This window comes from Rhizobium sp. RHZ02 (genome assembly GCF_014851575.1).
GTDB classification, from domain to species: Bacteria; Pseudomonadota; Alphaproteobacteria; order Rhizobiales; family Rhizobiaceae; genus Rhizobium; species Rhizobium altiplani.
This window is the reverse complement of sequence record NZ_JACUZX010000034.1, coordinates 33757-47431: the sequence shown is the minus strand read 5'-3', so window position 1 is coordinate 47431 and position 13675 is coordinate 33757. Positions and strand designations below refer to the sequence as shown.

General features: G+C 59.1%; 10 protein-coding genes. 8 read left to right on the top strand and 2 right to left on the bottom strand.

The window, feature by feature from the left end:
* Positions 1 to 7: 7 nt before the first annotated feature.
* Positions 8 to 1120 (bottom strand): acetate/propionate family kinase, encoded by a 1113-nt coding sequence (locus tag IB244_RS28885; protein ID WP_192240547.1) that lies wholly within the window; start codon positions 1118 to 1120, stop codon positions 8 to 10.
* Positions 1121 to 1225: 105 nt separating this feature from the next.
* Between IB244_RS28885 and IB244_RS28880 the strand changes: the two genes are divergently transcribed.
* The 8 genes from IB244_RS28880 (at position 1226) to IB244_RS28845 (ending at position 12617) form a co-directional block, all read left to right on the top strand.
* Positions 1226 to 2170, top strand: a complete 945-nt coding sequence (locus IB244_RS28880) for a cysteine hydrolase (protein ID WP_312867284.1) — start codon at positions 1226 to 1228, stop codon at positions 2168 to 2170.
* A 182-nt stretch (positions 2171 to 2352) separates the two neighbouring features.
* Entirely contained in the window at positions 2353 to 3792 is a 1440-nt protein-coding gene (locus tag IB244_RS28875; RefSeq protein WP_192306540.1) for an MFS transporter, read from the top strand.
* A gap of 40 nt (positions 3793 to 3832) precedes the next feature.
* A complete protein-coding gene (locus IB244_RS28870; protein WP_018854692.1) occupies positions 3833 to 4390 on the top strand; it encodes a DUF924 family protein in 558 nt (185 codons plus the stop codon).
* Positions 4391 to 4421: 31 nt separating this feature from the next.
* Complete coding sequence (locus tag IB244_RS28865; protein ID WP_409564092.1) at positions 4422 to 7019, top strand: mechanosensitive ion channel domain-containing protein; 2598 nt, start codon at positions 4422 to 4424, stop codon at positions 7017 to 7019.
* Positions 7020 to 7140: 121 nt separating this feature from the next.
* Positions 7141 to 7404, top strand: coding sequence for a hypothetical protein (locus IB244_RS28860; protein WP_192306538.1), 264 nt, complete (start codon positions 7141 to 7143; stop codon positions 7402 to 7404).
* A 207-nt stretch (positions 7405 to 7611) separates the two neighbouring features.
* A complete protein-coding gene (locus tag IB244_RS28855; RefSeq protein ID WP_192306536.1) occupies positions 7612 to 10125 on the top strand; it encodes an FAD-dependent oxidoreductase in 2514 nt (837 codons plus the stop codon).
* A 145-nt stretch (positions 10126 to 10270) separates the two neighbouring features.
* The gene (locus tag IB244_RS28850) at positions 10271 to 11101 is read left to right on the top strand and encodes a response regulator (RefSeq protein WP_192306534.1); all 831 of its coding nucleotides are present in this window, start codon (positions 10271 to 10273) and stop codon (positions 11099 to 11101) included.
* A 184-nt stretch (positions 11102 to 11285) separates the two neighbouring features.
* Entirely contained in the window at positions 11286 to 12617 is a 1332-nt protein-coding gene (locus tag IB244_RS28845; RefSeq protein ID WP_018117040.1) for a diguanylate cyclase, read from the top strand.
* 15 nt (positions 12618 to 12632) lie between these two features.
* Here the strand turns inward: IB244_RS28845 and IB244_RS28840 are convergent, their stop codons facing one another.
* A complete protein-coding gene (locus IB244_RS28840) occupies positions 12633 to 13652 on the bottom strand; it encodes a GlxA family transcriptional regulator (RefSeq protein WP_018854697.1) in 1020 nt (339 codons plus the stop codon).
* Positions 13653 to 13675: the final 23 nt, after the last annotated feature.

Genomic DNA, 13675 nt, shown 5'->3' with positions numbered 1-13675 from the left:
GAGATCCTCAGGCTACCGTACGGAGAAGCTTTTTCGCTTGTGTTGCCATCAGTCGTTCTTCGTTGGTCGGGATCACTAGCGTTTTGAAATCACCCAGGAAGCGCAGCCTTCGCAGGATTGCCTCGCGGACAGGGGCGGCGTGCTCGCCAATCCCGCCCGTAAAGACAAGCGCATCGATGCCGCCTAGGGAGACGGCCATCATCGCGATATGCTGAGCCGTTTTGCGGGCAAAATACTCGAGCGCAAAGGCGGCTTTGGGATCGTCGCTTTGAAGCAATGCCTCGACGTCGTTGCTGATGCCGGACAAGCCTTTCAGGCCCGAACACTCATAGAGGATATCCTGGACCGCTTCGACGCCGAGCTCCAGGTCGTGGATCATGTAGAGAACGGCGCCCGGATCGATTGAGCCGCTGCGGGTTCCCATAGGAATGCCGTCGAGCGCGGTCATGCTCATCGTCGTATCGACGCTGACGCCGTTCTTCAACGCACAGAGGCTGGCGCCATTGCCGAGGTGGCCAACAACGACACGGCCGGCATGGAGGTCCGGATAGTCCTTGGACAGCACCTGAGAAATCCAATCATAGGAAAGCCCATGGAAGCCATAGCGGCGCATGCCTTTGTCGCGCATCTCCTGCGGTAGTGCGAAGCTGCTGGTCAGCTCGTCGTGGCCTGCGTGAAAGGCTGTGTCGAAGCAGGCAATATCGGGCGCTCCGCTCGCGATTCTCGCCGAAGCGGTGATACCGGCGAGATTGTGGGGTTGGTGAAGCGGCGCTAACGGGATCAGCGCCTCGAGGCGGCGCATCACATCCGGCGTGACAATGACGGGCTCTCGGAAGGTCTGCCCACCATGGACAACGCGATGGGCAACGGCTGTTGTGCGCCAGCCGTGATCCTGCCCGCCTATGAGCTCGGTCACCGCGCGGAGTGCTAGATTGTGATCAGTGCTCGCGGGCAGGGTACTTCGCGTCTCCTCACCATTGGGAAGCTTCGCACGCATCTCAGGCGTGTCACCAATACCGGTGACCTTGCCGCTCATCAGCACGTTTAGGTCCCGTTCCGCGAAGATCTGAAACTTCAGGCTCGATGAACCGGTGTTGAGAACAAGCAGCGTGTCGATCATCGAATTGTGCTCCGAGGCCGATCAAGAGAGTACAAAAGCGAGACGGTGTGTCAGGGCGTCGCAATTGCCCTGCGCCGGCACTGAGTACCCCTCTGCTGCGGCAGGGTGGCCGCAGAAGATGCAAGTGTCAAATTGTTTCTGTTTCAGGATTCGCGTATAACGAGTTCTTTCTCAGGTGGCGTTGCGGTGGATCAAATCCTGCCTTTATGCGGTTATGGTCGCCGGCTCTATTCCCGAGGGTTTGGACTTGCCGTGGTCGATGCGGGCAGACTCCAGCGTGTTATGGTTGTGGGCAGCTCGAGCACCACGCTACTCGATTTGGGAGGGATGGGAATGGAAATGCAGCTATCCATTGCTGCTCGCCCTGAAGCGGTCAGCTTCGATCCTAGCCGGACTGCCGTCATGGTCATCGATATGCAGAACGACTTCGGCTGCCGTGGTGGAATGTTCGATCGCGCCGGCCTTGACGTCGCGCCCATCGCGCATCTCGTTCAGCCGATTTCGCGGTTGCTCGAAGCGGCGCGGCGTAACGCATTGCTCATCGTCTACACCAGGCAAGAGCATAATGCGGACCTTTCCGATGCCGGTACCGAAGATGCTCCGCATCGCATCAAGCACAAGCGCCTGAATATCGGGGCAGCCGTGGTAGCCCCAAACGGCATCCAAAGCCAAATCCTGGTGCGCGATACCTGGAACACTGCAATTATCCCGGAACTCGAGCCCCAGCCAGGCGACGCCGTGATCTCCAAGCATCGCTACAGTGCATTTTTCGAAACGTCGCTCGATACCCTCCTTCGCGCCAGGAGGATCAACACGCTCATCTTCACCGGTGCCACGACCAGCATCTGCGTTGAGTCCACAGTCCGTGACGCGACTTTTCGCGACTATCGTTGCATCGTGCTTAGGGACTGTACGGCAGAACTAATCGCGGCTGACACAATGCGCAGCAACCATGAAGCGTCGCTGCTCGCAATCGAGCTGCTCTTCGGTTGGACAGCGGAGTCCGAGGCGGTGATTGACGCCTTATCCAGAAGTGCAAAAGCCGGGTAGGGGGCAAGCCGCAACCGCCGCTGATCGGTGCCCCTACTCACAAAATCCTCTGAGATCTCAGGATTTTTCTCTTTTCGGGTTGCGCCGATCGGCCTATCAAGCGGTAGTGCTGTTCGGCACGCCTCGGATCCCGCTTCTGTGTCCATTCTATCCGGATGCATCCATTCCACATCGGCAGATCAATGACAGCTATGCAGACGACTGAGAAAGACGATGTGGAGAGCATCCGCAGGGCAAAGATCGTCGCGCTGGTCGTTGCCGTTTCGTTTTTCATGCAGATTCTCGACGGCACCATCGTCACCACTTCATTGCCGCAGATGGCGGCGAGTTTTGGCGTTCAACCGATATCCATGAGCATCGGCATCACGGTCTATATGCTGACGATGGCGGCCTTCATTCCGCTTTCGGGATGGCTTGGGGATCGATACGGCGCACGGCGCGTCTTCATGGCCTCGATCGCCGTCTTTACGATCGCATCGCTCTTCTGTGGGCTCTCCGATGGGCTTGCGGAGTTTGTCATCGCCCGCGCGGTGCAGGGCGCGGGCAGTGCGCTGATGACGCCGGTCGGCCGGATCATTGTCCTCAAGAATGCCCGCAAATCGGAGCTCGTCCAGGCGATCGCGCTGATAACCTGGCCGGCGCTGACGGCTCCCGTTGTCGGTCCGCTGCTCGGCAGCTTCATCACCACCTACGCAAGTTGGCATTGGAACTTCCTCATCAATGTGCCGATCGGGGTGCTCGGCATGGCGCTGGTTCTTCGTTTCGTGCCGGAACAGCGCGAGGAAGATGCCGGGCGGCTGGATTTACTTGGCTTCGTTCTCAGCGGCGGCGGATTGACCTTCCTGCTGGCAGCACTTGAGTTCTCGGTGAAATGGCATGGCGGGCTGGTACCAATTTTGCTGATGCTGGTGGCAGGGCTCGTGCTCTCGGTCATGGCGACCCGGCATTTCCGGCGAGTCAGCAATCCATTGCTCGATCTGTCTGCCTTCAAAGTGCAAACCTTTGCGATCGCGACCCTTTCAGGCGGGACGGCGAGCCGTCTCGCGATCAACGCGACGCCCTTCCTCTTGCCGCTCCTCTTCCAACTCGGATTCGGATTGAGCTCGATCGAAGCGGGTGCCTATCTGCTGGTCTACTTTCTCGGAAACCTCGGCATGAAGGTCGTCACGACACCGCTGCTCGCCAGGTTTGGATTTCGCGCGGTGCTCTTCTTCAACGGGTTGATTGCTGCATCGGCGATTGCCGCCTGCGGCTTTCTCGTACCCGAGACGCCGCGTATTGTTAACTACGTGCTGTTGATGACCGCGGGTCTCTCGCGCTCAATGGAATTCACGGCACTGAATACACTGGCCTTTGCCGATATCAGTTCTGCACAACGCAGTTCGGCTTCCACTCTGTCGAGCATGCTGCAGCAGATTTCGATGTTGCTCGGCGTGGCGATCGCGGCGGCGGTGCTCAACATCTCCGTCGCCTTGCGCGGTGTCGAGGGGCCGGGGCTCGTCGATTTCCGATGGGCGTTTCTTGTCGTCGGCGCAATCGGCATCATATCGTCAGTGAGCTTCCTGCGGCTGGTGCCGGATGCAGGCGCCGAGGTGTCGGGTCACAAGATCGGCACGAAATAGTTGGCCGCCGTGCAGTCGGGCGGCTCTCGCGGGAGGAAGTATGGAACTCGGATATGTCTGCACGCCACAGGAGGTCTTCGACTTCTGGTTCGAGGAGTGCGGCCGCGATCAATGGTTCAAAGCGACGACGGCGCTTGATCGGGATATTCGCAAGCGCTTCCGCGACACGCATCTTGCGCTCTCGCGCGACGTGTCGGAGGAGTGGCGTGCGACGCCCCACAGCAGGCTTGCCGCAGTAATCGTGCTGGACCAGTTTCCTCGCAACATCTACCGCACGACACCGCTCGCCTTTGCCACCGATGGGCTTGCGCTGCGGGAAGCAAAGCTTGCCGTGGAAGCTGGCGCCGACCAGCAGGTCAGCCCGGAATGCCGGACGTTTTTTTACATGCCCTTCGAGCACTGCGAAGATCTGGCCGAGCAGGATCGTGCCGTGGCACTATTCAGGGCGCTTGGCGATGAGGAATATATCGACTATGCGCTTCGCCACCATAAGGTGATCGCCGCCCACGGTCGATTTCCGCATCGAAACGCCATCGTCGGACGACAATCGACCGTGGCAGAACTAGAATATCTGGCACAGCCGGGTGCAGGCTTCTGAGCGCGTCGCCTTTCTGTTGCCTTTCTTTCCTATGAAAAACTGGACTCCAATTTTGATCCAGAACCTTCCGAGCGGGGATATTTTGCGGCCGACCCAACTCTTGCTTCGCATTTTCCTAGTCGCTGCGCTGGCGACCGTTGGCGCGAGCCTTGCAAGCGCGCAGGCGCCTCAACCGCAGGCCGAGCAACAGCCCCAGGCGACCGAGCAGGCTTCAGTTGCTGACGGTCCGATCGAGCAGGCCGCTAAGGCGCTGGAGAAGGCAAAGCAGGACCTCGTCGCGCTCGAGGACGGCGTAAGGCAGAAAGGCGACGATGACGACGCGCTGGTGGCTCTCGCCGGAAAGACCGACGAACTTGGGCGCTCGGTTCTCAACGTATCCGTCGGCCTCCGGCCGCGGCTCGACCAGATCAAGAACCGCCTTGGCGAGCTAGGCGATCCACCAAAGGAAGGGCAGCCGGCCGAAGCGGAGATCGTTACGACCGAACGCAACGCCCTGACGGCCGAGCGCGCCCAGATTAACGCCGTTACCGGTGATGCCGAGACCCTGTCTGCTTCCATCAGCAAGCTTGGTAACGTTATCGCTGAAACACGCCGACAGCTTTTCGCCGCGACCTTGCTGCGACGCACCGATGTCTCGGTTTCTGTTATTGACGATGCGGCGCGCGCCTTCGTCCAAGAGGGGTCGGAGTTTGTCCAAGCCCTTGGAAGCTGGCTGGGATTTGTACTGAAGTTCAAGGCTTTCGCGTTCTTCGCGGCCATCTTCATGTCGCTTGTGACGGCGTTGGTGCTGTTGTCCGGCGGTTACCGCATCTTCGGTCGCTACCTGCAGCGTAAGGAAACGGACGAGCAGCCCTCCTATATCAATCGTCTCTCGATTGCTTTCTGGTCGACGCTGATCCGGACGTTCGCGCTTACTACGCTCCTGGTGACCTCCTATTTCTTCCTCAACAGTTTCAACGTTCTGAGACCGGATATCGCGCCGATCATCGGGGCGCTCTTCGGTGCGATCGGGTTGATCTATTTCGTCAGGCGTTTCACCAATGCGGTGTTCGCACCGAAGGAGCCGCAATGGCGTCTCGTCAAGCTTTCCAACCGCGGTGCGAGTTCCATCGGAGCCTGCTTGCTCGCGATGGCCATCGTCAATGCGCTTGACTACCTCTTCGGCAGCATCAGCGAGGCGATGGGGTCCCCACTCGTCCTGACCGTGGTCAAAAGTTTGATTGCGGCATTGATCATCGGCTTCATCCTGATTGCTGCCTCGTTTGGCAGGCCGATGCTGGCGCGAAATGGCGATCCTGACGCGCCGGGACGCCATTGGCCGCGGGGCATGGCGATCATTCTGCGCGTCCTGGGTGCGGGGCTGATCATAACCGCGCTGACTGGTTATGTCGGGCTTGCGCGCTTTGTTGCGACCCAGTTGATCATCACCGGCGCGATCATCGTCACGACCTATATCGGTCTCCTGTCGGGCAAAGCGATTTCACGCAGCGAGACTTTTGGCGAGACATCGCTTGGTCGTTTCCTCCAAAAGCGTTTCAAACTCGGCCCTGTTGCCATCGACCAAGCTGGCCTGTTGGTTGGCATGTGCATCTCGGCCGTCGCGCTGATAGTTGGGATTCCGCTGGTGCTGCTCCTGTGGGGCTTCCACATCCAGGATCTTGAACTTATCGCCTATCGCCTTCTCACGGAGGTCAGGCTGGGTGGGATCAGCATTTCGCTGGTCGGGATAATGACTGGTGTCCTTCTCTTTGCAGGCGGCTACCTGCTGACGCGCTGGATCCAGCGCTGGCTCGACAGCAACGTCATGGCGCGGAGCCACGTCGACCTCGGCGTTCGAAATTCGGTCAAGACAGGAATCGGCTACCTTGGCGTTGGTCTTGCGGCGATTGTCGGCGTTTCCGCTGCGGGCATCGACCTCTCAAACCTCGCGCTCGTTGCCTCGGCGCTTTCGGTCGGCATCGGTTTCGGCCTCCAGAACATCGTGTCGAACTTCGTTTCCGGTCTGATTTTGCTCGTAGAACGGCCGTTCAAGGTCGGCGACCACGTAGTTTCCGGTACCGCTGAGGGCATCGTGAAGCGCATCTCCGTGCGCGCAACCGAGATCGAGACATTCCGAAAGCAGTCGATCATCGTGCCGAATTCCGAGCTGATCAACGCATCGGTCGGTAACTGGACCCATCGCAACAAGATGGGGCGCTCCGAAATTCCGGTTTCGGTGAGCTACGATTCCGATCCGCAGAAGGTGATGGACATCCTGCTGGAGCTGGTGAATGCCGTGCCTGTCGTCCTGCGCAATCCTGAGCCGCATGTCGAGTTCCTTCGCTTCGGGCCGTATTCGCTGGATTTCGAGCTTCGCTTCATGCTTGCTGACATGGGGGACGGCCTGAAGGTCCGGAACGATCTCCGGATCGCGATCCTCAAGAGATTCAGGGAGGAGGGCGTCCAAATCCCGCTTCCGCAAAGCGATGTCGTATTCCATCGCCAGCCGGACCAAGTCGGAGGGGCAACTCCCGCAAGCAAGGCGCCGGCGAAGATCGAAGATGTCTCCGAGACGAGCGAAATGGACGACGAGGCCGGCACTGTGCGCCGGTTGCGCGGTAAGTCGGCTGATGGCAATCTCAAGGGGTAAAGGCGTTGTTCAGCGATCGTTCAGAGCGGTCGCCGTATAACGCCTGCAATCGGGTTTTCGCTGCTGGGGGCAGCAGCGCCGAGACGCTCCGAGGGAGGGCGCAACATCCGCGCCGCACTGCATGGCAAGATTTGCCGTCGTACTGCTTTTTTCGCTCATGGCCGTAGGCCAAACTCACGCAGCTTCCATCACCAATACCGATAGCGCCGCTGTTGTGATCGTCCTTTCCGAGGGCGGTCACAAGATGCAGCTCGTGCTCGATCCTGGTGCATCCGAGACGTTCTGCCAGTCGGGCTGCTTCATCACAACGCCTGACGGTGATCGCATCGGGCTCGATGGCGGCGAAACGATCGACATCATCAAGGGGTCGGCCGTCGTAAAGTGAACGACGGCGCGCTCTGATCACAATTTTTGTCCACGGATTTTCGACCAAAGGCCTTTTGCGGCTTGCCTATTTGCATGCAGTCGCGGCAAGCTTTTCGCATGTCGTAAACAGGCATTTGGCAAGCCCGGCCTCGCTGCATAGTTCGCTAAGGCGATTTCCGTCGGCGGCATTCGTCGGACAGGTTAGTAGAACAGAGGGTAATTCTCCATGAAGACACATGCGCGCGCAGTGGTCATCGGCGGCGGCGTCGTTGGCGTTTCGACGCTTTATCACCTCGCCAAGAAGGGCTGGGACGATGTCGTCCTGATCGAACGCAAGGAACTGACCTCCGGTTCGACATGGCATGCCGCGGGTCTGCTGCCTTTGTTCAACATGAGCTACTCGGTCGGCCAGATCCACAAGTACTCGGTTCGGTTCTATCAGGAGCTTCAAAAGGAAACCGGCATGAACGTCGGTTTCAGCCAGGTTTCCAACATTCGTCTGGCGCGCACCAAGGATCGCTGGGACGAGTACATGTACTATGCCGGCATCGCGGAGACGATTGGCGTCAAGGTCAACGTACTGACGTCGGAGCAGGTCAAGGAGATTTGGCCGCTCTGCGAGACGGATGGTCTCCTCGGCGCGATCCAGCATCCCGATGACGGCTACATCCAGCCTGCAGATCTGACCCAGGCGCTCGCCAAGGGTGCGCGCGACCGCGGTGCCACGATCTATCGCAACACCACAGTCACCGCGATCGAGCAGCAGCATGATGGCCTCTGGAAGGTGACGACGGACAAGGGCGAGATCACGGCAGAGCACATCATCTCCTGTACCGGCAACTTTGCCCGCAAGACCGGAGAGATGGTCGCGATCAACATTCCGGTTATCCCGGTCGAGCACCAGTATATCGTCACCGAGCCGCATCCGGCGATCCTCGAGCGCAAGGCCAAGGGCCTGCCGGAGATGGGCGTGCTCCGCGAATCCGACAGCGCCTGGTACATGCGCGAAGAGAATGGCGGCCTCATTCTCGGGCCGTACGAGCACGGCGCGCCAGTCTGTTACGTCAACGGTCCGTCGGATGAGAGCGAGTACGAACTCTTCCAGGAAGAGCTCGATCGCCTGATGCCACATATCGAGACCGCGATCGCCCGCGTCCCTGCTTTTGGTGAAGTCGGCATCAAGAAGGTCTATAACGGCGCGATCGCCTATACGCCCGATGGCAACCCGATTGTTGGTCCCGCACCGGGCCTCCGCAATTTCTGGCTCAACGAGGGGCACTCCTTCGGGATCACCGCAGCCGGTGGCGCCGGTTGGCAGTTGGCGGAATGGATCGTGGATGGCGAGCCGACCGTCGACATGATGGGCGTCGATCCGCGTCGTTTCGGTCCCTATGCGACCGAAGGCTACCTCATCGCCAAGAACGAAGAGGCCTACGCCAACGTCTTCACCATGCACTATCCCGATGAAGAGCGCGGTGCCGCTCGTCCGCTGAAGACGACGCCGGTCTACGATCGCCTGAAGAAGCTGGGTGCTGTTTTCGGTTCCGTCTATGGCTGGGAGCGCGCCAACTGGTTTGCACCTGAAGGCTACGACCTGCCGAAGGATCAGATTGGCGTTGGCGAGGATGTCCTCACCAACCATAATCACTCCGATCCTGAAGAGGATGGTCGCATCCTTGAACGCTGGTCGTTCCGGCGCTCGAACTACTTCGAGCATGTCGGCAACGAAGTAATGAATGTGCACAAGAATGTCGGTGTGCTCGACATGTCCGCCTTCGCCAAGATGGAAGTCTCCGGCCCCGGCGCACGCGCCTGGTTGGAATCGATCTTTGCCAACGCCATCCCGAAGAAGCGCGGTCGCATCGCGCTCTGCCACATGCTGACGGTTCACGGTGGCGTTCGCGCCGAGTTCACGGTCTATGAATGGGCTCCGAACCGCTTCTACCTTGTGTCAGCCGGCGCCTACGAGGCGCACGACCATGACTATTTGCGCAGGCTCGCGCCGACCGATGGTTCCGTTCGGCTGCAGCAGATCACGCAGCGACTCGGTGTGCTGGTGCTTGCCGGTCCCAAGTCGCGTGACCTGCTCAAGAAGCTCACGCGGACGAGCCTTGAGAACAAGGACTTCCCGTGGTTGTCGGGCAAGGAGATCTCGATCGGCGTTGCGAGCGCACATGCGCTGCGCGTCAATTTCGTCGGCGAGCTTGGCTGGGAATTGCATCATCCGATCGAGATGCAGAACTACATCTTCGACAAGCTGATGGAAGCCGGGGCCGAATTCGGCATCAAGCCGTTCGGTATTCGCGCGATGCTGTCGATGTCGATCGAGAAGTCCTACCGTCTCATCCCCCGCGAGATGTCGATCGAGTACAACGCCTATGAATCGGCGCTTGATCGCTTCATCAAGCCGGAGAAGGAGTTCCTCGGTCGTGAGGGGCTGTTGGCCTACAAGGACAAGGGGCTGAAGTGGAACTTCGCGACCCTCGTCGTCGAGACCGGCAACGATGTCGATGCCCGCGGTTCCGAAGCCATCTACAACGAGGCTGGCGAGCTCGTCGGACGTGCGACAAACGGCACCTTCGGCTTCCGCATCAATCGGTCGCTGGCGCTGGCGATGCTGCGTCCCGACTACGCCAAGGAAGGCACGAAGCTGAAGATCAAGATCCTCGGCACGACGTACAACGCCACCGTCGTCGGCGAGAGCCCCTTCGATCCGGACAACGCCGCGCTGAGGGCATAGTCCTTTAAGCATGTTTCGAAGAAAGTCAGGGCGGCCCTCGTGGCCGCCTTTTTGTTGGTCAGTGACCGCAGCCGATTAATACTTATTCAAACCGGCTACTGTACCGCTTTGAAGCGGGGATACTAATTTATCAAAAGGTTTCGAAATGGCGTTTTTGGGTATTTCAGGAATGCAATATTCCGGAGGCATGTTTGCCGGTGCGCGCATTATTCTCGCCGAGGATTCCAATGTCTTCACATCGATGATCGGCAGGCGGCTGAAGGAGCTTTTCGATATCGACGTGGAGATCTGCCGGAGTTTCGAAGAGCTGCAGCTGTCATATGACAAGTCCGCCGACCCGATCACGCTTGCCATTTCCAACATCAATCTGCCCGGTGCCGAAAATGGCGAAGCATTGGAATATCTGGTCGATCTCAGCATCCCGACCATCGTCTTCACCGGCACGTTCCAAGAAGGTATGCGCGACAAGCTGATCGCCAAGGACATCGTCGATTACATCCTCAAGGACAATGTCTTCGCGGTTGATCTTCTTGCCGAATCGATCTGCCGCTTCCTTACCAATCATCGTCATCATGTTCTGATTGTCGATGACAGCGCTACGGCCCGCGCGCTGCTCTCGAGCCGCCTCAAGCGCTACAATTTCCGGGTCAACACCGCGGAAAGCGGCGCCAAGGCGCTCGAAATCCTCAAGGCGAATCGCGACATCGGCTTGATGATCACCGACTACAACATGCCCGATATCGATGGCTTCGAGCTGACGCGACGCATACGCGCCAACATCGGCTCGCACGAGTTGCGCATCATCGGCGTGTCGTCATCGTCCAACCGGCTGCTGTCGGCGCGGTTCCTCAAAGCCGGCGGTAACGACTTCATGCTGCGCCCATTCATCGACGAAGAGTTCTACTGCCGCGTCAACCAGAACCTCGACACGCTGCTGCAGATCCAGTTGATGCGCAGGGAGCGGGCCGTTGCCTGACGCACTTCCTGCGCTCGAGGATTGTAGATGGGACGCATTCACGCCCCCGGAAACGGAGATTTATGCAATTTCCGGTGTTGCCAAGTCTCGATATCTTCTCAGGCGTGTTTCTGTGAGTTATCTTCATAAAAGTCGAGAAGACGGTCGATTCGGACTGCGGCGGCTTTCTGGGGGATAGGAGTGAATGGCGTTCCAGGAGGATCTCCATCGGGATGGATTCGGACCACGTTTTGGTGGCCAGCGGGTGCTCCTGGTTGAAGATTCCCGGATGTTTTCAGCGGTTCTGTGCCACCGGCTTCATGCAGAACTCGGCCTGAACGTCAAACCGTGCGCCTCCCTGAAAATCCTCGAAGAGACGATCGCCCAGTCGCCAAACGATTACACAATGGCGATTGTCGACCTCAATTTGCCGGACGCACCCTATGGCGAGGCGCTCGACTGCACCATACAGGCCAGTATCCCGACCATTGTCTTCACCGCCACTTTCGACCTCGATACGCGCAATCGCATCATGGAGCGCAATGTCATCGACTATGTGCTGAAAGACAACGAGTTCGCGCTCGATAGCGTTGTTGCCAGCGTCAGGCGGGCATTATCGAACAGGAAGATACGGGTGCTCGTGGTCGACGATGTCCCTTCCGCGCGCGAACTCCTGGTCGGGTTGCTCGAAGCGCAACAGTATATGGTTGTGGAAGCCGCTTCCGGCCTCGAGGCCTTCGCCGCGCTTGAGACCTACGACGATATCGAGGTCGTCATCACTGATCATCATATGCCCGACATGAGCGGTTGCGAGCTGACGCGGCGGATACGGCGGCACTTCGGCTCTGATCGGCTGCGGATCATCGGGGTTTCATCTTCGAGCGATCGCCTGCTCTCTGCGAGCTTTCTGAAGGCCGGCGCTTCGGATTTTCTCTATAGGCCGTTCGTGGCTGAGGAACTGCAGTGCCGGGTCGCCAACAACGTCGAGACTTTGGCGCAGCTGAAGCAGCTTCGGGCGGCTGCGGCCTGCGACTACCTCACTGGCCTCTACAATCGCCGCTACTTCTACGATCTCGGGCCCAAGCTGGTGAATGACTGCCTGCGCCAGAAGACCGCGGCCGCTGTCGCGATCCTCGACATCGATCATTTCAAGCGGTTGAACGATACATACGGGCACGAGATCGGAGACGAGGTGCTGAAGGCGGTCGCAGACCGGCTTGCAACGATCTTCGAGGGAAGCGACAACCTTCTTTCGCGCCTCGGTGGTGAGGAGTTTGCGATCTTGTTCCCGATGATGGATTCAATGGCCGCGAGCAAGCTGTGTGATGAGATACGGTCGGATATCTCACGCATGAAGGTGATGGCCGATGACGAGGAGCTTTCCGTCACCGTGTCGATCGGCGTTGCCGAGATTTCCGACTATGAAACCTTCGACAACTATCTCAATGCCGCCGACCAGTTTCTCTATATGGCCAAGCACAAAGGGCGCAATCAGGTCTATTCCGACGCGCGGATGACGGCGGAGGCGGCTCAATAGCCGCCCGGGCTGAGATCACGCGGCGATGGCCTGGCGTGCGGTTGCCATCGTCATCTTGCGTTCTGCGCGCTCCTGTTGCGGCGAGCGATGATAGAGTTCGCGATAACACTTGGAGAAGTGTGAGGCCGAAACGAAGCCACAGGCGACGGCGACTTCGACGACCGGCATGGAGGACTGCACCAGCAGGTGGCGGGCGCGATCAAGCCGTATTTCCAGATAATACCGCGCCGGCGAGCGCCCCATTTCCTGACGGAACAACCGCTCGATCTGGCGGCGTGACAGGTCTACGCCGTCCGCGATCTCAAGCAGCGAGAGCGGTTCGGAGAGGTTGCCTTCCATCAGTTCGATGATGGAGAGAACCTTGGCATTCTGGACGCCGAGGCGCGCGCGCAGCGGCAGGCGCTGGCGATCGTTCGGGCTGCGGACGCGATCCGTCAGATGCTGCTCGCAGACCCGGTTCACCAGCGTTTCGCCGAAATCCTGGCCGATCAGATTCAGCATCATGTCCAGCGACGCCGTGCCGCCGGCGCAGGTGTAGAGATTACTGTCCACTTCATAGAGATCGGCATAGACCTCGGCCTGCGGAAAGGCTTCCGAAAAGCCCGGCAGGTTTTCCCAGTGGATAGCACAGCGCTTGCCGTTCAGAAGCCCCGCCTGTGCGAGGATGTGCGCGCCGGTACAAAGGCTGCCGACGGCGACGCCGCGGTTGTAGGATTCGCGCAACCAAGCACTGACGGACTTGTTGTTGAAGTCTTCGACATCGATGCCGGAACAGACCAGCACCATGCTCGGGCGATATTCGCCGCCGAGATTGCGGCGCTCATCGGCCAGCGACGTATTTGCCTCGACGCCGATGCCGCAGGAAGAATAGACCTTCTGCCCGTCAACCGAGGTCAGCCGCCACGTGTAGGCCTGGTAGCCGAGCATGCGGTTGGCTATGCGCAGGGTATCGATCGCCGCTGAAAAGGGCAGCATCGTAAACTGCGGAACCATGAAGAAGACGAGAGAGCGTTGCTTGTGCGACATCTTGTTCATGAGACAAATCCGTGCTGGAGGTG

Coding starts and splice junctions, on each gene's coding strand:
- IB244_RS28885 (WP_192240547.1), bottom strand. CDS start 1,120: ATGATCGACACGCTGCTTGTTCTCAACACCGGTTCATCGAGCCTGAAG.
- IB244_RS28875 (WP_192306540.1), top strand. CDS start 2,353: ATGACAGCTATGCAGACGACTGAGAAAGACGATGTGGAGAGCATCCGC.
- IB244_RS28870 (WP_018854692.1), top strand. CDS start 3,833: ATGGAACTCGGATATGTCTGCACGCCACAGGAGGTCTTCGACTTCTGG.
- IB244_RS28865 (WP_409564092.1), top strand. CDS start 4,422: ATGAAAAACTGGACTCCAATTTTGATCCAGAACCTTCCGAGCGGGGAT.
- IB244_RS28860 (WP_192306538.1), top strand. CDS start 7,141: ATGGCAAGATTTGCCGTCGTACTGCTTTTTTCGCTCATGGCCGTAGGC.
- IB244_RS28855 (WP_192306536.1), top strand. CDS start 7,612: ATGAAGACACATGCGCGCGCAGTGGTCATCGGCGGCGGCGTCGTTGGC.
- IB244_RS28850 (WP_192306534.1), top strand. CDS start 10,271: ATGGCGTTTTTGGGTATTTCAGGAATGCAATATTCCGGAGGCATGTTT.
- IB244_RS28845 (WP_018117040.1), top strand. CDS start 11,286: ATGGCGTTCCAGGAGGATCTCCATCGGGATGGATTCGGACCACGTTTT.
- IB244_RS28840 (WP_018854697.1), bottom strand. CDS start 13,652: ATGAACAAGATGTCGCACAAGCAACGCTCTCTCGTCTTCTTCATGGTT.